Raw genomic sequence first — 22,564 nt, 5'->3', positions numbered from 1 at the left:
GGTCGAAATTACTCTTCACGGGCCGTAGCCTCCGCGTTTGAGGTACTGGCGTACTCAGGTTTGAGCAAGCCGTCCGGGCCGAGCAACCAGGAGTCCATCACCTGGCGGACCACGGGAGCAGCGACGCCGGAACCGGACTCGCCGTTTTCCACCATCACTGCCACGACTATTTTCGGGTTGTCGGCCGGGGCGAAACCGACGAACAAAGCGTGGTCACGGTGGCGCTCCTGAACCTTGGAGCGGTCGTACTTCTCGCCCTGCTTGATCGCGACCACCTGTGCCGTACCGCTTTTACCGGCAATCCGGTACTGCGAGCCAATCGCCGCCTTGCGTGCGGTACCGCGCGCCCCGTGCATCACCTGTTGCATGCCGTGGTTGACCTTTGCCCAGTCCGAGGCATCACGCAGCACGATATCCGGCATCGGGTTTTCATCTACCGGCGGCAAGCCACTGATGGTTTTCGCCAGATGCGGGCGATTCCATACACCCTTGTTGGCAACCAGCGCAGTCGCTTGCGCCAGTTGCAACGGGGTCGCCTGCATGTAGCCCTGTCCGATACCAAGGATCAGCGTTTCACCAGGGAACCAGGCCTGACGTCGGGTTATCCGCTTCCAGTCTCGCGACGGCATCAGCCCCGGCGACTCTTCGAACATATCCAGCGACACCTTCTGCCCGATACCGAACTTGTTCAGGTAGGACGAAAGTCGGTCGATACCGATCTTGTGCGCCAGATCGTAAAAATAGGTGTCGTTGGAGCGCATGATCGCCGTGTCCAGATCGACCCAGCCATCGCCAGTGCGGTTCCAGTTCCGGTATTTGTGGTCGTAGTTGGGCAATTGATAGAAGCCCGGGTCGAACACCCGCGTCGAGGCTGTCACCACACCGCTGTCCAGCCCGGCGATGGCTACCGCAGGCTTGATCGTCGAACCCGGCGGGTACAAGCCACGCAAGATACGGTTGAACAATGGCCGGTCAACGGAATCACGCAGCTCGGCATAGGCCTTGAAACTGATGCCGGTGACGAACAGATTCGGGTCGAAACTCGGCTGACTGACCATCGCCAGCACCTCTCCCGTTGCCGGATCGAGGGCAACCACGGCGCCACGGCGGCCGCCCAATGCGGCTTCGGCAGCTTCCTGCAACTTGATATCAAGGCTCAGGACGATGTCCTTGCCGGGAATCGGGTCGGTGCGCTTGAGGACCCGCAGTACCCGACCACGGGCGTTGGTTTCGACTTCTTCGTAACCGACCTGGCCATGCAGATCCGGCTCGTAGAAACGCTCGATCCCGGTTTTGCCGATATGGTGCGTACCGCTGTAGTTCACCGGATCGAGCACTTTGAGCTCTTTCTCGTTGACCCGCCCCATATAGCCCACCGAATGCGCGAAGTGCGCACCCTGCGGGTAATGGCGGACCAATTGCGCAACCACCTCAACCCCGGGCAGGCGGAACTGGTTGACCGCAATGCGGGCAATTTGCTCTTCAGTCAACTCGAACAGGATCGGCACTGGCTCAAAGGGTCGACGCCCCTGCTTCATGCGTTTTTCGAACAGCACGCGATCGTCAGGCGTCAGCTCCAGCACGTCAACGATGACGTCCAGAATCTGCCCCCAGTCGCCAGAACGTTCGCGGGTCATGCTCAAGCTGAAACTTGGCCGGTTATCGGCCACGACCACCCCGTTGCGATCGTAGATCAACCCACGGCTCGGCGGGATCGGCTGGACGTGAACCCGGTTATTCTCCGACAGGGTCGAGTGATACTCGTACTGGATGACTTGCAGGAAATACAACCGCGCCACCAGCACGCAAACCAGCACCACCACCGCCACAGCCCCGACCACGACCCGGCCGCGCACCAGACGTGCGTCTTTCTCGTGGTCTTTTAGGCGGATCGGCTGAGACATTTAGGTTAGGCGCGCAAACTATTTGTGATAAGGGTGCCCGGACAGGACTGTCCAGGCGCGATACATCTGCTCACCGATAAGGATGCGCACCAGCGGATGGGGTAAGGTCAACGGCGACAACGACCAGCGTTGCTCGCTACGCGCGCAGACTTCCGGCGCCAGCCCTTCAGGGCCGCCGACCATCAAATTCACGGTGCGCGCATCCAGACGCCAACGATCGAGTTCGACCGCCAGCTGCTCGGTACTCCACGGCTTGCCGTGTACTTCGAGCGTGACGATCCGCTCACCCGGCTGCACTTTTGCCAGCATGGCTTCACCCTCCTGACGGATGAAGCGCGCCACGTCGGCATTCTTGCCTCGGGTATTGAGCGGAATTTCCACCAGTTCGAGCGCCAGTTCGGATGGCATACGCTTGGCATATTCATGCCAACCCTCTTCCACCCACTTGGGCATGCGCGAACCGACAGCGATCAAACGCAGACGCACAGCGACCCCTTACTCTTTATGGCCGGCCATCGGGTCAAACGGATTTGCATCATGGCTTGCATGGCTTGCACGGCTTTGTTCAGCGCCATGCCACAGACGTTCGAGGTCATAGAACTGACGAGCAGCAGCGGTCATCACGTGAACGATCACGTCGCCCAGGTCCAGCAGCACCCAGTCGCTATCGCCCTTGCCTTCTTCGCCCAGCGGCATCACGCCAGCGGCCTTGACCTTGTCGCGTACGCTCTCGACCAACGCACTGAGCTGACGGTTGGAGGTACCGGTGCAGATAAGCATGTAATCGGCGATGCTGGTCTTGTCGCGAACGTCGATGGTCAGAATGTCTGTACCTTTGACGTCTTCCAGAGCGGCCGTTGCCACCTTGATCACTTCTTCGCTACTCAATTTTTGCTTCTTCATAAAAAACTCATTCAGCTCGTATGTAGGGGGACTTCAAACGCCATTTGATGAGGCTGTTTCAAAGCGTCCCCTGAGTGTTCGGCGCATGGTACAGCCCGTGCGCGTCGATATAGGCCAGTACCGCGTCTGGCACCAGAAAACGTACCGACTTCCCGCTGGCCAGCAGTTGGCGGATCTGGGTGGCAGACACCGCTAACGGGGTCTGCCAGACGAATGTAATGTGTCCACCCGGCCCTTTCAGGGCCTTCGGATTGCTGACCGCGCGCCCCGCCAGCAGATTTCGCATGGCGTCGGGGGACTCGCTGTCGGCGTCCGGGCGTTGCAGCACCACGATATGGCAGTGCTCCAGCAGTTCTTCCCAGCGATGCCAGGTCGGTAACCCGCAAAAGGCATCCCAGCCCAATAACAGGAATAACTGGTCGTCTGCGGCCAACTCGGCCCGCATCAGTTCCAGGGTGTCGATGGTGTACGACGGTTTATCCCGCTGCAGCTCGCGGTCATCCACCGTCAAAGGTGACACGCCGGCCACCGCGCACTCGACCATCGCCAGACGATCCTGCGCGCTGACACTCGGCGTGTCGCGATGAGGTGGCCTGGCACTGGGTGTCAGGCGCAACTCATCGAGCTCAAGCAGCTCGGCGACTTCCAGTGCTCCGCGCAAATGGCCGATGTGCACCGGGTCGAACGTGCCGCCCAGCATGCCGATACGTCGCGGCAGGCTTGAGCTTTGCTTCACCGCAGGCTCAACCACCGTGTTCGTATCATCGGCAGCAGGCTTTTCAGGCTCGGCCAAGTCAGGCAGGCTCCTGGCCACGCAACTGATGACCGTCGCCGATCACGATGTACTTCTCGCACGTCAGGCCTTCCAGACCGACCGGGCCGCGGGCGTGCAGCTTATCAGTAGAAATGCCGATCTCGGCACCCAATCCGTATTCAAAGCCATCGGCGAAGCAGGTCGGGGCGTTGATCATCACCGAACTGGAGTCGACTTCGGCCATGAAACGCCGGGCCTGCCCCTGATTATCGGTGACGATGGCGTCGGTATGGTGCGACCCATAGTGGTTGATATGTTCGATCGCCTGATCCAGGCCGCTCACCACGAGGATCGACAAAATCGGCGCAAGGTATTCGGTGTGCCAGTCTTCTTCAGTCGCCGGCACAGCGTCGATCAATGTGCGGGTGCGTTCGCAACCCCGCAGCTCGACGCCTTTTTCGCGCAATTGCGCGGCCATTGGCGGCAGGAACTCGGCAGCGACGGTCTCGTCTACCAGCAAGGTTTCCATCGCGCCACAGATACCGTAACGATAGGTCTTGGCGTTGAAGCAGATGCTTTGGGCGTTGACCAGATCGGCGTGGGCGCTGACATAGATGTGGCAAATGCCGTCCAGATGCTTGATCACCGGCACCCGCGCATCGCGACTGACACGCTCGATCAGCCCTTTGCCGCCGCGCGGAACGATCACATCGACGTACTCGGGCATGGTGATCAACGCCGCAACCGCTTCGCGGTCCGTCGTTTCAACCACTTGCACCACGGCAGCCGGCAAATCGGCCGCAGCCAGGCCACGCTGAATGCAGGCGGCAATGGCACGGTTGGAATGAATGGCTTCTGAGCCGCCGCGCAGGATCGTCGCGTTGCCTGACTTCAGGCACAGGCTCGCAGCATCGATGGTCACGTTCGGACGCGACTCGTAAATAATCCCCACCACCCCCAGCGGCACACGCATCTTGCCCACCTGAATACCCGACGGCATATAGCTCATGTCGCGGATCGCGCCGATGGGGTCTGGCAGACTGGTCACCTGACGCAAACCGACGATCATGCTATCGATGCGTTCCGGGGTCAGGGTCAGACGCTCGAGCATGTATGGCGACAGGCCATTGGCCCGACCAGCAGCCAGGTCCAGCTCATTGGCGGCAGACAATTCGGCGCGGGCTTCATCCAGAGCAGCGGCGGTGGCTTGCAGGGCGCGGTTTTTCTGCGCGGTGCTGGCACGGCCGATCACTCGCGAAGCTTCGCGGGCGGCGCGACCCAAACGGGTCATGTAGTCAAGAACGGACTCAGTCATGGTCTCAGAGGTCTTGGCAGAGAGGAAAGCGGCCGATTATAGCTGTCGGGCCCGTGTAACGACAGCGGTGGCAGGCGGATGGTCGATAAGCCGTGCAAAGTCGGGGCAAAAATGCCGTCGCAGGAAGGTCCTTCGGCCCTTTGTAGGAGCTGACTTGTCTGCGATCCAGTGCGAAGCGCTGGCAAAAATGGTGAATTCGCCACCGCTGGAAGGTCCTCCGGCCCTTATCGCAGACAAGTCAGCTCCTACAGGGGATATGGGTCAAACGTCCGTTCAGTTTCGATAAAGACAGTTATTGCTATGATCGGCGCCCTGTCCTCCGCCGGTTTAGCGTAAACGACGATGTCCGACCACCTGCCAAACGCCCTTCCCGACTCGTTCTTCAACCGCGACGCGCAAGTGCTCGCCCGCGATCTACTGGGCAAGGTGATTCGTCATCGCCTGGGAAACGCACAGGATTCGTTGTGGCTGTCGGCACGGATCATCGAGACCGAAGCCTATTACTGCGCTGAAAAAGGCAGCCATGCGTCACTGGGCTATACCGAAAAACGCAAGGCACTGTTTCTCGATGGCGGGCACATTTATATGTATTACGCCCGCGGCGGCGACTCGCTGAACTTCAGCGCTGAAGGCCCGGGCAATGCGGTGCTGATCAAGTCTGCGTATCCGTGGGTCGACGAGTTTTCAGGTGCCAACAGCCTCGCGCAGATGCTCTTGAACAACCCGGACGCCAAGGGTGCGCTGCGTGCACCCGAGCGGCTATGCGCCGGCCAGACGCTGCTGTGCAAGGCGCTGGGGTTGAAGGTCCCGGTTTGGGACGCCAGACGTTTCGATCTGGAGCAGTTGTTCGTCGAGGATGTCGGCGCGGCACCCAAACAGATTATCCAAACCACCCGCCTGGGCATTCCCGACGGCCGCGATGGACACCTGATGTACCGCTTCGTCGACGCTGTCTACGCCCAATTCTGCACGCGGAACCCGTTGCGACGTGGTCAGGTCGAAGGTCACGATTATTTTTTACTCGAGCAAGGACACTGAAACATGGGCCCATGGCTCGACGGCATTACCGGCTGGCTCACGGCCAACCCTTCATGGTTGGGTCTGGCGATTTTTTTGGTGGCCTGCCTCGAATGCATGGCCATCGCCGGGATCATCGTGCCGGGCACCGTGCTGTTGTTTGCCATCGCGGTACTGGCCGGCAGTGGCGCCTTGTCACTGGGTGAAACACTTTTACTGGGATTTTGTGGCGGCTTGCTCGGCGACGGTCTGTCGTATTTCCTCGGCAGGCGCTTCCATCAGAACATCCGCCGCCTGCCGGGGTTGCGACATCACCCGGAATGGATCGGCGGCGCGGAACTCTACTTCCAGCGTTACGGCATCGCCAGTCTGCTGGTCGGACGTTTTATCGGGCCGTTGCGGCCCATGCTGCCGATGGTCGCGGGGATGTGCGACATGCCCTTCCCGCGCTTTGCGGCGGTCAGCGTAATCGCCGGCGCCGGCTGGTCCGTCGTTTATCTGCTTCCAGGCTGGGCCACTGGCGCAGCCATTCGTTTGCCACTCCCTGAGGGTTTCTGGCCACAGGCCGGGGTGATGGCTGGCGGGGTCGCGGTATTGCTGGGTTTAAGTATCTACAGCAGCGCGCACGGTAAACGTTACGCCACCCAACTGATCGCCCTGTTGAGCCTGCTGATGCTCACCGGGCTGTTCCTGGGCTGGCCGTACCTGACGCACTTCGATCAGGGCTTGATGACACTGGTGCAGGAACATCGCAGCAAAGCCGCCGATACGTTCGTGGTCATGGTCACCCAGCTCGGAGACTTCAAGACCCAGCTTGCAGCCGCCGCACTGTTACTCGCGCTGTTGCTGGCAACCCGACAATGGCGGCAAGCGATATTTGCCTGCGCTGCAACCTTGGGTGCGGCGCTGGGCAATACCGTCGTGAAATGGGCCGCCGCCCGCGCACGCCCCGATGTACTGATCGACCCGCTGACCAGTTACAGCATGCCTAGCGGCCACAGTTCGGCGTCATTTGTGCTGTTTATGGTGCTGGCGGTATTGGCCGGGCGCGGCCAACCGGTGCGCTTGCGTTTGACGTGGCTGCTGCTGGGCTGCATTCCAGCGCTGTCGATTGCCATGTCACGGGTTTATCTGGGCGTGCACTGGCCGACTGACGTGTTGGCCGGGGCCATGCTCGCGTTCTGTGTCTGCGCGGCCAGCCTGACCTTCATCCAGCGCCAAGAGCCGCTCCAGGCCATGCCGGCGCGGGTGTGGTGGGTGATGCTACCGGCGCTGCTCTCCCTGTTCGGCTTCTTCGCGCTGAACTCCTTGTCCCAAGCCGTCCTGCGTTATCAGTACTGAATGCCCGTGGTTTGCACGCGATGAGCTGATCGGTCAGGGCAGCAAGTTGCCCTGCATTTCATCGAGCAAGTCCTGGATCGCGTCCAGCCGTTGCTGAGCGTCACTGAGCTCCAGCAACTCGATTTTGTCTTCTTCAGTGAACGGCAGCAGATAGGCCAACTGATTGGCCAGCGACTGTTGCCCGCTGGCCGTTACCCCCATGTTCAGCGCAGCGACCATCGGATGCTCGGCCAACGCGGCAAGCAAGGCCACCAGATCGGCGTCTGCGTCCTGCAATGGATGCTCTTGCAGCTCATCCAGCCACTCGATCTGCGCCAGGATCAATTGATCGCGCTGCACGTCGGTGCTGACCACGCGGAAGCGCCGGCCACCTTCCACGCGAATCCCCAGCAGGCCGTTTTCCTGCTGTTGAAAATCACGCACCAACGCCTCGCAACCGATCAGCGCATAGCCATCAGGGGCTTGGCCGACTTCTTCGCCGTCAAGAATGCACACCACGCCAAAGCCTTCGCCCTGCTTCATGCAGCGGCCGATCATGTCCAGATAGCGCGCTTCAAACAGCTGCAAATCAAGCATGCACCCTGGAAACAGCACCGCGTTGAGGGGAAATAACGGCAAAATCATAAAGTCTTCCTTAAACGATCCGAGCTTTTAAATGACCAGCACTCTTAAACCACCAGCGTAACCGCCAACGGCAGGAATACCGCCGTGGCGACGCCCATCAAACTCATTGCCAGCGCCGCGAACGCGCCACACTCCTCACTTTCCTGCAACGCCACCGAGGTGCCGACGGCGTGAGCGGTCAAGCCGAGAGCCATGCCGCGCGCTGCGTGATTACTCACTCCCAGAATAGACAGCAGACCGGGGCCGAAAATTGCGCCGATCACTCCGGTAATCAAAACGAACACCGCCGCCAGCGGCGCGACACCGCCAATCTGCTCGGCCACCAGCATGGCAATCGGCGACGTCACCGACTTGGGGGCCATGGTCATCAGAATCATATGCCCGGCGCCAAACAGCCAGCCCAGCGTCACCCCCAGTGACGTCGCCAGCACGCCACCCACCACTAGGGTAGTAAAGGTCGGCCAGAATAATTGCCGAATACGCCGCAGGTTCAGATAAAGCGGCACTGCCAACGCCACGGTCGCAGGGCCCAGCAGAATGCTGAGGATTTCCGTGCTTTTGCGGTACTCGACGTAGCTCAGGCCGCAACTGACCAGAATACCGATCACGATCAGCATCGACATCAGCACCGGCTGCAGAAATATCCAGCGGGTTTTTTCGTAGGCCGCCAGCATCAACTGGTACGCGCCTAGAGTAGTGGCGATGCCGAACAGCGGATGATGGATCACCGCGCTCCAGGCGCCATTCCAGTCCAGGCTCATGAAGGCTCCCGGCGCCGCGACTGGCGCAGGATCAACACCTGCATCAGCCAGCCAACGAAGGCCAGGGACAGCAGCAACGACAACACCAACGAGCCGACAATGGCCCAGAAATCAGCGGCAATATCGGCGGCGTAGACCATCACTCCTGTTGCTGGCGGCACCAGCAGCAGCGGCAGATAACGCAACAGGCTGCTGGCTGCCAGGCTCACTGGCTCATCGACTTCCCCACGCACCACGAGAAAAATCAGCAGCAACACCAGCCCGATAATCGGCCCGGGCAGTATCGGCAAGAACAGGTGATTGAGCCAGGTCCCTACCAATTGGAATAGGACCAGCCATGTCAGGCCTCGTAGCAACATAAAAAACTCCTGCAGATTCGCGGCGCCATTATAGGCATGCAGTCGGAATGGCTGATAAATCAGCATTCGCCAAAGGCATACATCCTTGACCATCCCTACGCCACGTGATGATCTTAGGCCTTGGCGCGGTTAAAAAATCCGACGCACTTAGTGGCTGAACACTACAGCTGCATTCACAAAGAATCCGATGACAACAAGGAGAGTATCCATGCCGTTTGTACCCGTTGCAGAGCTCAAGAACTATGCAGGCAAGGAACTGGGATGTTCCGATTGGCTTACCATCGATCAAGAACGCATCAACCTGTTTGCCGAGGCCACCGGCGATTTTCAGTTCATCCACGTCGATCCTGAAAAAGCAGCGAATACGCCGTTTGGCAGCACCATCGCCCATGGCTTTCTGTCGTTATCGCTGATGCCAAAATTGATGGAAGACCTGTTGGTGGTGCCTGAAGGTCTGAAAATGGTTGTCAACTATGGTCTGGACAGCGTGCGTTTTATCCAGCCAGTAAAAGTGAACTCACGGGTTCGCCTGAAAGTTGCCATGACTGAAGTCATTGAAAAGAAACCCGGCCAATGGCTGCTCAAAGCCACGGCCACGCTGGAAATCGAAGGCCAGGAAAAGCCGGCCTACATCGCTGAACCGCTATCGTTGTGCTTCATCTAAAACCGCTAAAACACGAAACAGCTGCAACTGGCTGTTTCGTTGCCTCTATAAAGCAACCACATAGCTGCGGCATACTCCCCGTGGCTGTGTGAAAGCGACTTGTTCAGGGACGCCTTCAACACGCCTGGAATTTTATCTTCGGGATCTACCATGCGCGCGTTCGCCCCATTTGCCCCACTGGCACTCATTCTCTTACTTGCTGCTTGCGGCGACGGCGAACCGCTGTCGCCCCCCGACGCGCGGCTGCCAGACGGCGGTCATTATCGCGGCGATGTGGTCAATGGTCTGCTGCAAGGCCAGGGCCGGGTCGACTACCCCAATGGTAGCTGGTATGCCGGGCAATTTCAGAATGGTCAGTGGCATGGCGACGGTGAATGGCACGCCAGCAACGGCGACGTCTACCGCGGCCAGTTCCAGAACGGCCTGTTCCATGGCTTTGGCACGTTGACCACGAGCACGGGCAGTTATGTCGGCGGCTTCAAACTGGGCCGGCGCGAAGGTGAAGGTACGCTCAAAGAGCCAGGCGTGACTTACCGAGGCGAATTCAAGGCCGACCAATATGACGGTCTTGGTCATCTCGAACTGGATGACGGTAGCCAGTATCAAGGCCTGTTCGCCCACGGCAAACCCAATGGCGAAGGCCAGCGCAGCGACGCCAGCGGCAATCAATTCAGCGGTAAATTCGTCAACGGTCAACTGGAAGGCAACGGCAGCTTCAACAGCGCCGAAGGCGATCAATACGTTGGCGGCTTTCACGAAAATCAGCTGCAGGGCAAAGGCCGCTACGAAAACAGCGACGGTGACGTCTGGGTCGGGCAGTTCAAGGACGGCACGCTCAGCGGCAAAGGCGAATTGATCGGCACCGACGGCAGCCATTACCAGGGTCAGTTCAGCAACTGGCATTTCTCGGGCGAAGGTTACTTGCGCCTGGTCGATGGCAGTTCCTATCAAGGCCAGTTCGCCAATGACACCTATGAAGGCAAGGGCATTCTGACCCTCGCCGATGGCAGCGTACAAAGCGGCATCTGGACCAATGGCCAACGGGTGCGTGACGCACAAGGCAAACTATTGCCGGACTCGCTGGAAGTCGGGTTGCTCGCTCAGGGCCCCTTGCTGGAAAAAGCCTTGGCCGCCGTACCTGCCTCGACGCCCGCCGTCGAGCTGTACAGCCTGGTCGTGGCCGGCGACGGCAAGCAGAGCGTGTTCATGCGCGAAGCGGATTACGTCAATAACCTGCTGGCCACGCGCTTCGGCGCCTACGGGCAGATCAGTCTGGTCAATCATCGCGACCACATGAACGACCGACCACTGGCGACCCGCGAAAGCATCAGCCGCGCGGTGCAGACACTGGCGCAACGCAGTGGGCCGGAAGATTTGGTGTTCATCTACCTGACCAGTCACGGCACCCATGACCATGAACTGGTACTGGACGAACCGCGCCTGGAGTTGAGCGACCTGCCCGCCGATGAACTGGCGGCGGTCCTCGCGCCGCTAAAGAATCGCGACAAGATCATAGTGATTTCCGCCTGTTATTCCGGTGGCTTTATTCCTGCGCTCAAAGACGACAAAACCGTGGTGATCACCGCCTCGCGCGCGGACCGGGTATCTTTTGGCTGCTCGGAAGAGGCCGACTTCACTTACTTTGGCGACGCACTGTTCGCCAAAGCGCTCGTCGAAACAGACGATCTGCAACAGGCGTTCAACCAGGCCAAGGCCTATGTCGCAGCCCGCGAGATCAGCGACAACTTCGAAGCATCGGAGCCACAAATCTGGGCCCCCAAAGGAGTTCTCGCGCACTGGCAACAGCTGCGCAAGCGTCAGGCAGAACGTGCGCTCAACACATCTTTGATCAGCAAGGAAGCAAAGACCCCGGGCAGCCACTAAACTGCACCGTATCAGGGGAGAAACACTATGTATTTGACGCCTCAACACATCCTGCTCGCTGGCGCCACCGGCCTGACCGGTGAGCATCTGCTTGATCGCTTGCTCAACGAACCGACGGTCAGCCGCGTCCTGGCGCCGACCCGACGCCCGCTGTCGGAACACCCACGCCTGGAAAACCCGGTGGGTGAGCTGACTGAAATACTCCCGACCTTGAGCGGGCGCGTGGACATCGCCTTTTGCTGCCTGGGCACCACGATCAAAAAGGCTGGCTCACAGGACGCTTTTCGCGCTATCGATCTGGATATGGTGGTGGCCTTTGGCAAGCGAGCTCGCGAACTCGGGGCGCGGCATCTGGTGGTGATCAGCGCAGTCAATGCTGATCGGCGATCCAGCATTTTCTACAGCAAGATCAAAGGCCAAATGGAATATGCGCTCATAGCTCAGGATTGGCCGCAACTGACCATCGCCCGGCCATCGCTATTGCTTGGCGAACGCGCCGAACAGCGCCTGGCCGAACAACTCGCAGGGCCATTGGCGAAACTGATTCCAGGTAAATACCGTGGCATCGAAGCCTGCTGCCTCGCGCGGGCCCTGTGGCGCCTGGCGCTGGAGGAACAGGACGGGCTACGGATCGTCGAAGCGGAAGAATTGAGCAAGCTGGGCAAGTAAGCCAGAGATTCCACCCCGTCTTCGACGCGGCGCTGTCGCACAGCAAACTGGGGCTCGATTCTGCCCGGAGGGCGTAGGAGCTGACTTGTCTGCGATAAGGGCCGAAGGACCTTCCAGCGATATCGTGTCCAGCCCATTTGCGACTGCTTCGGCCGGACGCGACCCCGGACCGATCGCAGACAAGTCAGCTCTTACAGTCGATCGGTGCCGGGCTTAAGATTTATATCTTATTTATCAATGACTTAAATGGTGCTTGATAGGAGATTCCGCCCCGTCTTCGACGCTGCGCTGTCGCACAGCAAACACGGTCAATTGTAGGAGCGCGCTTGCCCGCGATGGACCGCGAAGCGGGCCCGAAAATGCTGAGCACAGTTCTATTGCCAGAATAGAGTTCGCTGATTTTGCGACTGCTCCGCAGCCGATCGCGGGCAAGCGCGCTCCTACAAAATAATCTTTTTATTTCAGCTGGTTATGCATTGTTTGATAGGAGGGCCCGCCCCGTCTTCGACGCCGCGCTGTCGCACAGCAAACAGGGTACCGATTCTGCCCGAAGGGCGTAGGAGCTGACTTGTCTGCGAAAGCCGTGACTCGGTATGCCTGAAAGACCGCAGCGTATGGTCTTCGCAGACAAGTCAGCTCCTACATTGGATCGGTGCCGGACTTAAGATTTATATTTTATTTATCAATGATTTACAGGTTATTTGAGGGGCTTCACCGGATCAAGTGGGTGTTATGAGTTTTGGAGACGTTCCGGGTATAAGTCCAAACCACCAAAATGAAAGTAAATGGCATTGCGAAAACGCTCCCGATTTCGAAACCCGCAAGAGCGTTGCTTGAGCCGTTGAATGCGTGCGTTCATGCTTTCTGCATGCCCGTTATGCAGGTTCAACACGATGGCGTTGACGATGCCCCACAGTCGTCGCTTGATCGTTTTGGCGACTTTCCACATCGGTGGCAGCCCACTGTTCAAGGCCCATTCCAGCCAGTGGTTCCACTGTTGTTCGACCTCATCCCGATCCTTACCTCGCCACAACTGCATGGCCAGATCTTTGATCGCCCACGCTTTGGCTGTACGCAACGAACCCTCTCGCAACGACTCGAAGGTTGCCTGTTGTCGCTCAGTCATGTTCTCAGCCCGCTTGAGCCAGACGTATTTCGTGTTCTTGAGCACCGTGGAGCCGGCCTTTAACAACTCGCGGTTCTCCATATGACGCACTCTGTCCAGCGCCTCACTCAACAGCTTGGCCACATGGAACTTGTCGAACGCTATTTTGTGCATGGCATCCGGAATATGACGCTGGGTCGCGCTGATAAAGGCGGGCCACATATCCATCGAAACGCCCGTAATAGCTTGCTTCTGGTCGCTATTGAGCTTCGTATAAAACGCTTCCAGGCTCTGGGTGAGGTTGCCGTCTTCCACATGCAAGACCTGACCCGTTGCGGGGTCGGTCACCACGGTGACGTACTCGCGACGCTTTTGAAACGAAGTCTCGTCCACACATATCTGGGTCGGTGATAACGGTTTTCGACGCGCCAATCCGCGTCTGACGGCGCGAGCCATGATCCGGTCAATGCTGCCCCAGCTTGTCTGGAGTTGACGCGAGACTGCCTGAATACTGGCTTCCTGGATCCAGTTGATCACCAATGCTTCAAACATCAAGGTGAAACCTGAACCAGCGTCTGCCCACGGGACCTCGACAGTCACCACGCCATGCTCGGCGCAATGAACTCTGGGCACCTCAGCCTCTAGAATGGTCACGAACTGACACGTATCAAGATGCCGCCAACGACGTTTGCGTTTGTCATAACGCGAAGCGTGCAGGCCACATTGCGGACAGGTGAACGCAGCAGCATCAGATACTCCAACGCCGACAACGACTTGCCCCAACGCACGGTCAAGGTTAACTGCGACCACTTTCCACGGAGCCTGGAGCCCAAGAATTTGGGCATATAAATCAATATCTCTCATGGGGAGGAGAATAGATTACCCACTCAAAACGGTGAAGCCCCTTGTTTGATAGGAGCGAACTTGTTCGCGCGCTATCAGACGCTTACAACCCACCCGTCGCCTGAACCCCCACACCCAACACCGTCAGCAGCGACAGTGGCAGCAGCAGGGTATCGAGCAGGGCGCTGGCTGGCAGATCCACGCGAGGCCAACTGGGTGCCTCGGCGCCGAAATGATCCTTCTCGCAGCAACCGCCCTCTATTGCATACCAATCCAGACGCGCCCCCGAATAGACAATGGGAGCGCCCGGCTTGGCAGCATCAAGCGTACGGGCAGTAGCGCAGCCGGTCAGGTGCAGCACCAGCAGGGTCAGCACTAAATATTTACTCATCGGCGCCCAAATGATGCTCGCCCCAGCGCGGCAGCATGTCTTGAGGAATATTCAGCAGATTCAGAATTCGTGCGACGACGAAATCGATCAGGTCATCAATAGTCTGCGGCTGATGGTAGAAGCCCGGCGAGGCCGGCAGAATCACCGCGCCCAGGTTCGACAGCTTGAGCATGTTCTCCAGATGAATGCTGGAAAACGGTGCCTCACGCGGCACCAGAATCAACTGGCGGCGCTCCTTCAGGGTGACGTCCGCCGCGCGCTCGATCAGGTTGTTGCAGGCCCCGGCAGCAATCGCCGACAAGGTGCCAGTGGAACAGGGCACCACCACCATGGCGCTGGGCGAGCCCGAGCCAGAAGCGACGGGCGACATCCAGTCTTCCTTGCCATACACCCGAATCTGCCCCGCCGCGGCGCCGGTATATTCGGTCAGGAACGCTTGCATCATCACCGGTTTGGGCGGCAGCGAGACATCGGTCTCGGTAGCCATTACCAACTGTGCCGCTTTGGAGATCAGGAAGTGCACTTCCCGATCTTCACGCACCAGACAGTCGAGCAAGCGCAAACCGTACTGAGCGCCAGAGGCACCGGTCATCGCCAGAGTGATGCGTTCCGGGCCACTCATTTCAGCGCCTCGGCCAACTTGACGTGCAGGCCGCCGAAGCCGCCGTTACTCATGATCACGATCTGGGTGCCCGGTCGAGCCTGGCTTTTCACCCGAGCGATGATCGCGTCAAGGGAATCGCACACCACCGACGGCACCGTGCACAAGGCCGCAGTGGCGCCCAGATCCCAGCCCAGATTGGCCGGCGCATACCAGACCACTTGATCGGCCTGGCGCACGCTTTCCGGCAAACCATCACGGTGCGCGCCGAGCTTCATGGAATTGGAGCGCGGCTCGATGATCGCGATCAAAGGCGCATCGCCGATGCGTTTGCGCAAGCCATCGAGGGTGGTGGCAATCGCTGTCGGATGATGAGCGAAATCGTCGTAGATGGTGATGCCGTTGACTTCGGCGACCTTCTCCATGCGGCGCTTGACGCTTTTGAACAGGCTCAGCGCTTCGACACCCTGCTTGGGCAGTACACCGACATGCCGCGCCGCCGCCAGGGTGGCCAAGGCATTGGCGACGTTGTGCTGGCCGGTCATGTCCCACTCGACCACGCCCTGCACGGCGCCTTCGAAGATCACTTCGAAGCGCGAACCGTCTTCGCTGAGCAGGCGCGCTTGCCATTGGCCGCCCTGCCCGGTGGTCTGCACCGGGGTCCAGCAGCCCATTTGAATCACTCGCAACAAGGCCGGCTCGGTGGTCGGATGGATCACCAGCCCTTCGCTGGGAATGGTCCGCACCAAGTGATGGAATTGCCGTTCGATCGCTGGCAGATCCGGGAAGATATCTGCGTGATCGAATTCGAGGTTGTTCAGAATTGCGGTGCGTGGGCGGTAATGGACGAACTTGGAGCGCTTGTCGAAAAAGGCGCTGTCGTACTCATCAGCCTCGACTACGAAGAACGGCGTGTCGCCCAGACGCGCCGACACAGCAAAGTTCTGCGGTACACCGCCGATCAAAAAGCCGGGGCTCATGCCCGCATGCTCTAGCACCCAGGCGAGCATGCTGCTGGTGGTGGTCTTGCCGTGCGTACCGGCGACGGCCAACACCCAGCGGCCTTGCAGCACGTGATCGGCCAGCCATTGCGGGCCGGAAACATAAGGCAGGCCTTTGTTCAGCACGTACTCCACCGCCGGGTTGCCCCGCGACAGCACATTACCGATGACCACCAGATCCGGCGCCGGGTCGAGCTGTGCCGCGTCGTAGCCTTGGGTCAGTTCGATACCCTGCGCCTGCAACTGCGTGCTCATCGGCGGGTAGACATTGGCGTCAGAGCCGGTGACCCGGTGGCCCAACTCTTTGGCGAGTACCGCCAGCGAACCCATGAACGTGCCGCAAATACCAAGAATATGAATATGCATGATCAACCTCGTAAAACATGGGCGCAGGTTAGCTCAGAGGGCGGTAAATCGCACCTCGAGTTTAGAAGCAGCCAGGATCGTGAGCAGGACTGCGCTTTGCCCCGCGAAATTCATAACCCTTCAGGTGGTTGCACAAAACTATCCGGGTCAGTCGGGAACAGCACCTCGGCGTGTACCGTCTGCCCAGGGCTACCCAGTCCGCCCTGGATGAGACCGTCGTCGATGGCTTTTATTGCGGCATCCAATATTTTTCCCTTGATCAGCCACATCCCGGCTTTAGCGGCAGCCAGGTCTACAAAGCTCAACTTCAGGGGCTCCAGCGCTTTGCCCACGACTTTATCAAGGCGGTTTGAAATGGCCTCCCGAAGGCTTTCTGCCTTGAATACGCCGGCCGGCCAGATGCTGGGAAGCTCCTCCACCCCTCCGTTTGCGCGCAGCCCGTCCACCAATGGAATGATGGGAAGGTGTTTTACGCTTGGGTTGAGGTGATCGGAAGAGCCCCATTTCGCCAACAACGCGCCCCCGTTATGGGTCATACACGGCGTAAACAACGAGTTGCTGGTCGGCAAGGTAAACACGTCGGTCAGGAACTTCTGCGCATTCCGACGACCGAGCAAATAGTCATGGTGGCGGTATTCGATACTAAAGAAACCGGAAAACCCACCCAGCGCGCCGCAAGCGATATCGAGCTGTTCCGGCGCAGACTTATGTTCACGCTCAGGACTGATCAAAAACCGGCTGTAGACGTTTTCATCCGCGGCGAGCGCCAGGTCTTCAGGGTTGAACCGGGCTTGGTTCTTCCACGCCCCCATCAGTTGTCCCATGACCGGTAACAACGCCGAGTTCTGCCCTGCCGGCGTATCGTCGGAGTTAGCCACATCGGGGAAAGGATCGATCATCAAGACCGCTCGATGCGCCAGGCTACCGTCCCTGATATTGCTCCCTCTCAACCCGGCCAGTTCGATGCGAGCCAGATCCAGCGGCTCGTTGTCCATCGTGCCACCATCGACATAGAAACTGTTGTACGGCGAGGCGCCCAATTTGTCCGGATTGGGAGTGAGCTTTTTAATCTGTGGGGGTCCGAAACGCTGGCCCTCGGTGCCGGGGATCATTTCGCCCGGCGCGATGACGAATCGATAGTCATAGTCGCACACCCGTCGTGACAAGGGTCTTGCCGCAAGCCCCACCGGAAATGCACCGCTGGCCAGTGCGGTCATGCCCAGCGTTTTCCAGCCATCCGTGCCGCCAGCGTCCCAACTCAGCGCAATGTCATCGGCTTTAACATTATCGGCAAGGGGGTTGCCGCCATAACTAACCGAAAAGCTTCGATAGTCCTTATGCATGGACATTTCCAGGCCGGCCCCGGTGCTGACGCCGATCATGGGAAAGAAAAAGGAGAGTCCCCTGAGGTTGCCAAGGGTAAATATATAACGCACAGGGTCCGCGAAATAATCGCGACTTACAACCGGTTCCGGGGGATTCGAGTGGGCTGGATACTCCAGAGCATGTTTGGTGATTTCCAATAGCGTCGTGCTGTCCAATATTGAATCAAGGGTAGCGTCGGGCGGGTCGAGATCGTTCGTCTCCAGCAGCTTTTCCATGGAAATATCCTGCACCCACGCCTTGTAGAAAGGGTTGGCGGAACCGATTTCCTTGATCGCTTCACTGACATGGGAATAACCCGCAACCCCCGCAATGGCGGCGCTGAAGTGCGGTATCTGGTAGCGCGCCGCCACCGCCAGGATCGCCGCACTCATACTGCCGGCTGACGCCCCCGTAACAATCCGTATCCGCACGTTGTGTTGAGGTATCGAATATTCTTCTTCGGTGCCTTTACAGCGTTGTTTTTCTTTCTGCCACTCATCCAGAGCTTCTATTAAAAAGTCCAGAACACCCGCCGTATACGCCCCCGCCGAGACAGCGCCGGCCATGACCAACCCGATTTCGAACGTGTCGTCGTCCGGTTGCGGCTCTATCTCACGGTAGTTGCCGAAATGATTGTTGCCGACATTGTCGTCTTCCATCTGAATCCCCTTGTCCATGTTTGAACATGCGCAATCCATCCCGGGCAATCCGGGAGGAAGGAGAAATCAGGGTTCTTCAACAACGCAGCCGGTTGTTAATGCGAGTTATCGAGCGCCTACAACCCACTTCAGGACTTACTTCATTTCGATAATGTGAACCCGTAGAGGGGTGGTTCTGCCCCCAATGACTGCACAATCCAGCTTAGCCAAGCAGCACTGCCTCGCAAGAACTTCGCACGAACGACTGCTCCACCGTTTTACCTGGCGTGTTCGAAGTTTTCCTGACGCGCTATCCCATGCTTGCGCAACTTGCGATACAGGGTGTTGCGGCTCACGCCCAACTGTTCGGCGGTGTGGCTCATGTGCCAGCGCTGGCCCTCCAAGGCTGACAGCAGGGCGAGACGTTCGGCGTCGTCCAGTGGATGTTCGCTGACAAGTGCGAGGAAAGGTGCCGGTGCGCTTTGTCGGATAGCGACTGGCAGCTCATCGAAGCTAATACGCTGGTCGTCACACAACGCCACCAGAGTACGTAACACAGTGCGCAATTGCCGCACATTGCCCGGCCAGGCGAAATCCAGCAGTGCGCGACGGGCCGCTGCGTCGAGGACCACCGCCTCGCCGCCAGCCTCCTCTTCCAGGAGAAAATCCAGCAACTGCGATTTATCGCTGCGCTCGCGCAACGGCGGCAAGGCGACTTCCAGACCGTTCAAGCGGTAATACAGGTCTTCGCGGAAACTGCCATCCGCGACCCGCTCCAGCAAATTGCGATGGGTCGCGCTGATAATGCGTACATCCACGGCCTGTGGCTCACCGCCGATGGGCACCACCATGCGATCTTCAAGCACGCGCAACAAGCGAGTTTGCAGCGCCAGCGGCATGTCGCCGATTTCATCGAGAAACAGCGTGCCACCATCGGCCTGCTGCAGCTTGCCGCGCATGCCTTCCTTGCGTGCACCGGTAAAACTGCCGCCGCGATAGCCGAACAACTCACTTTCAATCAGGCTTTCCGGGATCGCCGCACAGTTGAGCGCGACGAAGGATTTATCGCGACGCAAGCTGGCCTGATGCACGGCTTTGGCGAAGGCCTCCTTGCCAGAGCCGGTTTCGCCGTTGATCAGCAATGGCACATCGCGCTCGAACACCCGCAGGGCGCGACGGAAATCATTCTGCAGGGCCGCATCACCCAGGCAAATTCCGCTCACACGCGGTACCGCAACTGGCGGGCCGACTGGCACAGCTTGCGGCACGCTGCGAGGCTGTCCGCGCAGCAGCGCAAACAAGCGTCGACCGTCGCGAGTGCGCAGCGGCCAACTGGCACTGGCTTGAACGCTGGCACGACCAAGCAGCTCATCCAGCGAACAATCGAACAAGACATCCACCGGTTGACCGAGTAAACCGCCACGGCCCAGGCCCAGCAGATTCAAGGCGCTCTGGTTGACGGCACTGATCCGCCCTTCGCCGTCAAACGCCAGCAAGCCCTCGCTGAACAAGCCGACGGATTCGGCCTGCAAGTGAAAACGCAGCAACCATTGGTTGTCGAAATAGCGCAAGAAGTAGCAGCTCTCAATCATCTTCGCCGAGAGATTGACCAGCGCCATGGTGTGGAACTGACTTTGCCGCGACACGTCATGGCGCGCCGACGAAACGTCGAGCACCGCCAGCAAATCGCCGTGAGGGTCGAACACCGGGCTGGCCGAGCAGGTCAGCCCGGTGTGGCGGCCACGGAAATGTTCGTCCTGATGAATGGTCAGCGACTGCCGCTCGACCAGACAGGTGCCGATGCCGTTAGTGCCCTCGCAGGCTTCGCTCCAGTCGGCCCCCAGCCAGAGCCCTGCGCGTTCGAAAATTTTGTGTTCGGCGGGGGCCGTCACGCAGTTGAGGATCACCCCGCGCGCATCGGTCAACAGCACCGCATGGCCAGCACCGGAGAGCTGCTGATGCAGGCTGGTCATTTCGCCACCGGCGATGCTTAGCACTTGCTGCAGGCGCTCGCGGCTTTCCAGTAAGCGGTCATGCTCGAGGACCGTCGGCGCCATGACCAATGCCGGGTCGAGATGGTAGTCCTCAAGACAACGCAGCCAAGAGCGGGCGATGGACGGATCGCTGCCCGGGCCGCGCAAATGCGCTTTGCCTTGGGTAACGGTCAGAACTTGCTGGGCGTGCCGCGTCAGATGATTGTGCACTTTTTATAGTTCTCCTTTTTGTAGTTCTTTTGGGGAGGTGGCGCCCAGCATCCTCCACGGGAACCCGTATTGCAATGTCAGCCAGACCACTCGTCAAGACCTGTATCGATAACGGCACAAAGTGTCACCCGGGCCGTACCGGATGCGCGACAAAGCTGGCGTCTCGCCATCGTAAAAACTGGTGAAAGCCTTATAAACCGGGCCGTTCAGGGCGCTGGCCCGACCTTTGCACTACGCTTAATGCAAGCGCTACAGCGCGTCTTCCCCCTATAACCACAAAAGTCAGGAGACACTCACCATGCGTTACGCCCATCCCGGTACTGAAGGCTCTCTCGTTACCTTCAAAACCCGTTACGGTAACTACATCGGTGGCGAGTTTGTGCCGCCGGTCAAAGGCCAATATTTCGAAAACACGTCGCCCGTCAACGGCAAGCTGATCGCTGAGTTCCCACGCTCCAGCGCCGAAGACATCGAAAAAGCCCTGGATGCCGCCCATGCCGCTGCCGATGCATGGGGCAAAACCTCGGTGCAGGCGCGCTCGCTGGTTCTGCTGAAAATCGCCGACCGCATCGAGCAAAACCTTGAACTACTGGCCATCACTGAAACCTGGGACAACGGCAAGGCCGTTCGTGAAACCCTGAACGCCGATATCCCGCTGGCGGTCGATCACTTCCGTTATTTCGCCGGTTGCCTGCGCGCTCAGGAAGGCAGCGCTGCCGAAATCGACGGCAACACCGTGGCCTATCACATCCATGAGCCACTGGGTGTGGTCGGGCAAATCATCCCGTGGAACTTTCCGCTGTTGATGGCCGCCTGGAAGCTAGCGCCGGCCTTGGCTGCCGGTAACTGCGTCATCCTCAAACCTGCCGAACAAACTCCGTTGGGCATCAGCGTGCTGATGGAATTGATCGGCGACCTACTGCCTCCGGGTGTGTTGAACGTGGTGCAAGGCTATGGCCGCGAAGCTGGCGAAGCATTGGCCAGCAGCAAACGAATCGCCAAGATCGCCTTTACCGGCTCGACGCCAGTGGGCTCGCACATCATGAAACTGGCAGCGGAAAACATCATTCCGTCCACCGTGGAGCTGGGCGGCAAGTCGCCGAACATCTTCTTTGAAGACATCATGCAAGCCGAGCCGGAGTTCATCGACAAGGCCGCCGAAGGCATGGTGCTGGCGTTCTTCAACCAGGGCGAAGTCTGCACCTGCCCGTCGCGGGCGCTGGTGCAAGAGTCGATTTACCCTGAGTTCATCAAGGCAGTGATGAAAAAGGTCGAGCAGATCAAACGCGGCGACCCGCTGGACACTGACTGCATGGTCGGCGCTCAGGCGTCGGAGCAGCAATTCGACAAGATCCTCTCGTACCTGGAAATCGCCAAAGCTGAAGGCGCTGAGCTGCTGACCGGCGGTAATGTAGAAAAACTCAGTGGCGACCTGTCCACCGGTTACTACATCCAGCCGACCCTGCTCAAAGGCAATAACAAGATGCGGGTTTTCCAGGAAGAAATCTTCGGCCCGGTGGTCAGCATCACCACCTTCAAGGACGAAGCCGAAGCCATTGCCATTGCCAACGACACCCAGTTCGGCCTGGGCGCCGGTCTGTGGACCCGCGACATCAACCGCGCCTACCGCGTCGGCCGTGCCCTCAAAGCGGGTCGCGTGTGGACCAACTGCTATCACCTGTACCCGGCGCATGCTGCGTTCGGTGGCTACAAAAAATCCGGCGTCGGCCGCGAAACCCACAAAGTAGCCCTTGAGCACTACCAACAGACGAAAAACCTGTTGGTAAGCTACGACACCAACCCGCTGGGCTTCTTCTAAACCCGTACATCACACGCTAAACCTTCTTCCTGAGTC

20 protein-coding genes are annotated in these 22,564 nt (G+C 59.0%); 6 read left to right on the top strand and 14 right to left on the bottom strand.

The genetic code is table 11. The features are described 5' to 3' along the window. Positions 1–8: 8 nt before the first annotated feature. The 5 genes from mrdA to AC1MEE_RS28830 all read right to left on the bottom strand — a co-directional run bounded on the left by mrdA (position 9) and on the right by AC1MEE_RS28830 (position 4,876). Positions 9–1,904 (bottom strand): penicillin-binding protein 2, encoded by a 1,896-nt coding sequence (gene mrdA / locus AC1MEE_RS28850; RefSeq protein WP_480412835.1) that lies wholly within the window; start codon positions 1,902–1,904, stop codon positions 9–11. An 18-nt stretch (positions 1,905–1,922) separates the two neighbouring features. Further along, on the bottom strand, positions 1,923–2,390 hold the full coding sequence (rlmH, locus tag AC1MEE_RS28845; RefSeq protein WP_002555336.1) for a 23S rRNA (pseudouridine(1915)-N(3))-methyltransferase RlmH: 468 nt from the start codon (positions 2,388–2,390) through the stop codon (positions 1,923–1,925). Between the two features lie 9 nt (positions 2,391–2,399). Next, the gene (rsfS, locus tag AC1MEE_RS28840) at positions 2,400–2,807 is read right to left on the bottom strand and encodes a ribosome silencing factor (RefSeq protein ID WP_480412834.1); all 408 of its coding nucleotides are present in this window, start codon (positions 2,805–2,807) and stop codon (positions 2,400–2,402) included. Positions 2,808–2,865: 58 nt separating this feature from the next. After that, positions 2,866–3,525, bottom strand: a complete 660-nt coding sequence (gene nadD / locus AC1MEE_RS28835) for a nicotinate-nucleotide adenylyltransferase (protein WP_480416367.1) — start codon at positions 3,523–3,525, stop codon at positions 2,866–2,868. A 76-nt stretch (positions 3,526–3,601) separates the two neighbouring features. Further along, positions 3,602–4,876 (bottom strand): glutamate-5-semialdehyde dehydrogenase, encoded by a 1,275-nt coding sequence (locus tag AC1MEE_RS28830; RefSeq protein ID WP_480412833.1) that lies wholly within the window; start codon positions 4,874–4,876, stop codon positions 3,602–3,604. 342 nt (positions 4,877–5,218) lie between these two features. Between AC1MEE_RS28830 and AC1MEE_RS28825 the strand changes: the two genes are divergently transcribed. Together AC1MEE_RS28825 and AC1MEE_RS28820 are read left to right on the top strand one after the other, a co-directional pair. Continuing rightward, positions 5,219–5,914: a DNA-3-methyladenine glycosylase gene (locus tag AC1MEE_RS28825; protein WP_480412832.1), complete on the top strand. Its 696-nt coding sequence runs from the start codon at positions 5,219–5,221 to the stop codon at positions 5,912–5,914. A gap of 3 nt (positions 5,915–5,917) precedes the next feature. Beyond that, a complete protein-coding gene (locus tag AC1MEE_RS28820) occupies positions 5,918–7,234 on the top strand; it encodes a bifunctional DedA family/phosphatase PAP2 family protein (RefSeq protein WP_480412831.1) in 1,317 nt (438 codons plus the stop codon). Between the two features lie 33 nt (positions 7,235–7,267). Here the strand turns inward: AC1MEE_RS28820 and AC1MEE_RS28815 are convergent, their stop codons facing one another. The 3 genes from AC1MEE_RS28815 to AC1MEE_RS28805 are packed head-to-tail and all read right to left on the bottom strand — an operon-like array spanning position 7,268 to position 8,978. Then, a complete protein-coding gene (locus tag AC1MEE_RS28815) occupies positions 7,268–7,858 on the bottom strand; it encodes an LON peptidase substrate-binding domain-containing protein (RefSeq protein ID WP_480412830.1) in 591 nt (196 codons plus the stop codon). Between the two features lie 44 nt (positions 7,859–7,902). Then, positions 7,903–8,619: an LrgB family protein gene (locus tag AC1MEE_RS28810; RefSeq protein ID WP_480412829.1), complete on the bottom strand. Its 717-nt coding sequence runs from the start codon at positions 8,617–8,619 to the stop codon at positions 7,903–7,905. After that, complete coding sequence (locus tag AC1MEE_RS28805) at positions 8,616–8,978, bottom strand: CidA/LrgA family protein (RefSeq protein ID WP_480412828.1); 363 nt, start codon at positions 8,976–8,978, stop codon at positions 8,616–8,618. The genes AC1MEE_RS28810 and AC1MEE_RS28805 overlap by 4 nt, the downstream gene beginning before the upstream one ends. 208 nt (positions 8,979–9,186) lie before the next feature. Between AC1MEE_RS28805 and AC1MEE_RS28800 the strand changes: the two genes are divergently transcribed. The 3 genes from AC1MEE_RS28800 (at position 9,187) to AC1MEE_RS28790 (ending at position 12,195) form a co-directional block, all read left to right on the top strand. Further along, positions 9,187–9,642, top strand: a complete 456-nt coding sequence (locus AC1MEE_RS28800; RefSeq protein WP_480412827.1) for a MaoC family dehydratase — start codon at positions 9,187–9,189, stop codon at positions 9,640–9,642. Positions 9,643–9,792: 150 nt separating this feature from the next. After that, complete coding sequence (locus AC1MEE_RS28795) at positions 9,793–11,526, top strand: C13 family peptidase (RefSeq protein WP_480412826.1); 1,734 nt, start codon at positions 9,793–9,795, stop codon at positions 11,524–11,526. 27 nt (positions 11,527–11,553) lie between these two features. Further along, the gene (locus tag AC1MEE_RS28790; protein WP_480412825.1) at positions 11,554–12,195 is read left to right on the top strand and encodes an NAD(P)H-binding protein; all 642 of its coding nucleotides are present in this window, start codon (positions 11,554–11,556) and stop codon (positions 12,193–12,195) included. Between the two features lie 730 nt (positions 12,196–12,925). Here AC1MEE_RS28790 and AC1MEE_RS28785 read toward each other — a convergent pair. The 6 genes from AC1MEE_RS28785 to AC1MEE_RS28760 all read right to left on the bottom strand — a co-directional run bounded on the left by AC1MEE_RS28785 (position 12,926) and on the right by AC1MEE_RS28760 (position 20,709). Further along, complete coding sequence (locus AC1MEE_RS28785; RefSeq protein WP_480410596.1) at positions 12,926–14,164, bottom strand: ISL3 family transposase; 1,239 nt, start codon at positions 14,162–14,164, stop codon at positions 12,926–12,928. A gap of 82 nt (positions 14,165–14,246) precedes the next feature. Then, entirely contained in the window at positions 14,247–14,534 is a 288-nt protein-coding gene (locus AC1MEE_RS28780; protein ID WP_480412824.1) for a YceK/YidQ family lipoprotein, read from the bottom strand. After that, a complete protein-coding gene (gene ubiX, locus AC1MEE_RS28775; RefSeq protein WP_480412823.1) occupies positions 14,527–15,156 on the bottom strand; it encodes a flavin prenyltransferase UbiX in 630 nt (209 codons plus the stop codon). The genes AC1MEE_RS28780 and ubiX overlap by 8 nt, the downstream gene beginning before the upstream one ends. Continuing rightward, positions 15,153–16,502 (bottom strand): UDP-N-acetylmuramate:L-alanyl-gamma-D-glutamyl-meso-diaminopimelate ligase, encoded by a 1,350-nt coding sequence (gene mpl, locus AC1MEE_RS28770; protein ID WP_480412822.1) that lies wholly within the window; start codon positions 16,500–16,502, stop codon positions 15,153–15,155. Before mpl ends, ubiX begins: the two co-directional genes overlap by 4 nt. Positions 16,503–16,612: 110 nt before the next feature. Next, positions 16,613–18,526, bottom strand: a complete 1,914-nt coding sequence (locus AC1MEE_RS28765) for a patatin-like phospholipase family protein (RefSeq protein ID WP_480412821.1) — start codon at positions 18,524–18,526, stop codon at positions 16,613–16,615. A gap of 257 nt (positions 18,527–18,783) precedes the next feature. Then, complete coding sequence (locus tag AC1MEE_RS28760; RefSeq protein ID WP_480412820.1) at positions 18,784–20,709, bottom strand: sigma-54-dependent Fis family transcriptional regulator; 1,926 nt, start codon at positions 20,707–20,709, stop codon at positions 18,784–18,786. 298 nt (positions 20,710–21,007) lie between these two features. Between AC1MEE_RS28760 and exaC the strand changes: the two genes are divergently transcribed. Continuing rightward, a complete protein-coding gene (exaC, locus tag AC1MEE_RS28755) occupies positions 21,008–22,528 on the top strand; it encodes an acetaldehyde dehydrogenase ExaC (RefSeq protein WP_480412819.1) in 1,521 nt (506 codons plus the stop codon). Positions 22,529–22,564 lie beyond the last annotated feature (36 nt).

The sequence above is a fragment of the Pseudomonas sp. ASL3 genome, assembly GCF_056680425.1.
This window is presented reverse-complemented; position numbering and strand designations above follow the sequence as displayed.

Excerpts from the sequence above, each read along its gene's own strand:
- AC1MEE_RS28810 (WP_480412829.1), bottom strand. The coding sequence starts at position 8,619 with ATGAGCCTGGACTGGAATGGCGCCTGGAGCGCGGTGATCCATCATCCG.
- AC1MEE_RS28805 (WP_480412828.1), bottom strand. The coding sequence starts at position 8,978 with ATGTTGCTACGAGGCCTGACATGGCTGGTCCTATTCCAATTGGTAGGG.
- AC1MEE_RS28815 (WP_480412830.1), bottom strand. The coding sequence starts at position 7,858 with ATGATTTTGCCGTTATTTCCCCTCAACGCGGTGCTGTTTCCAGGGTGC.
- AC1MEE_RS28765 (WP_480412821.1), bottom strand. The coding sequence starts at position 18,526 with ATGGAAGACGACAATGTCGGCAACAATCATTTCGGCAACTACCGTGAG.
- AC1MEE_RS28820 (WP_480412831.1), top strand. The coding sequence starts at position 5,918 with ATGGGCCCATGGCTCGACGGCATTACCGGCTGGCTCACGGCCAACCCT.
- rsfS (WP_480412834.1), bottom strand. The coding sequence starts at position 2,807 with ATGAAGAAGCAAAAATTGAGTAGCGAAGAAGTGATCAAGGTGGCAACG.
- exaC (WP_480412819.1), top strand. The coding sequence starts at position 21,008 with ATGCGTTACGCCCATCCCGGTACTGAAGGCTCTCTCGTTACCTTCAAA.
- AC1MEE_RS28800 (WP_480412827.1), top strand. The coding sequence starts at position 9,187 with ATGCCGTTTGTACCCGTTGCAGAGCTCAAGAACTATGCAGGCAAGGAA.
- AC1MEE_RS28825 (WP_480412832.1), top strand. The coding sequence starts at position 5,219 with ATGTCCGACCACCTGCCAAACGCCCTTCCCGACTCGTTCTTCAACCGC.
- AC1MEE_RS28780 (WP_480412824.1), bottom strand. The coding sequence starts at position 14,534 with ATGAGTAAATATTTAGTGCTGACCCTGCTGGTGCTGCACCTGACCGGC.
- AC1MEE_RS28785 (WP_480410596.1), bottom strand. The coding sequence starts at position 14,164 with ATGAGAGATATTGATTTATATGCCCAAATTCTTGGGCTCCAGGCTCCG.
- AC1MEE_RS28830 (WP_480412833.1), bottom strand. The coding sequence starts at position 4,876 with ATGACTGAGTCCGTTCTTGACTACATGACCCGTTTGGGTCGCGCCGCC.
- AC1MEE_RS28795 (WP_480412826.1), top strand. The coding sequence starts at position 9,793 with ATGCGCGCGTTCGCCCCATTTGCCCCACTGGCACTCATTCTCTTACTT.
- mrdA (WP_480412835.1), bottom strand. The coding sequence starts at position 1,904 with ATGTCTCAGCCGATCCGCCTAAAAGACCACGAGAAAGACGCACGTCTG.
- AC1MEE_RS28790 (WP_480412825.1), top strand. The coding sequence starts at position 11,554 with ATGTATTTGACGCCTCAACACATCCTGCTCGCTGGCGCCACCGGCCTG.
- mpl (WP_480412822.1), bottom strand. The coding sequence starts at position 16,502 with ATGCATATTCATATTCTTGGTATTTGCGGCACGTTCATGGGTTCGCTG.
- ubiX (WP_480412823.1), bottom strand. The coding sequence starts at position 15,156 with ATGAGTGGCCCGGAACGCATCACTCTGGCGATGACCGGTGCCTCTGGC.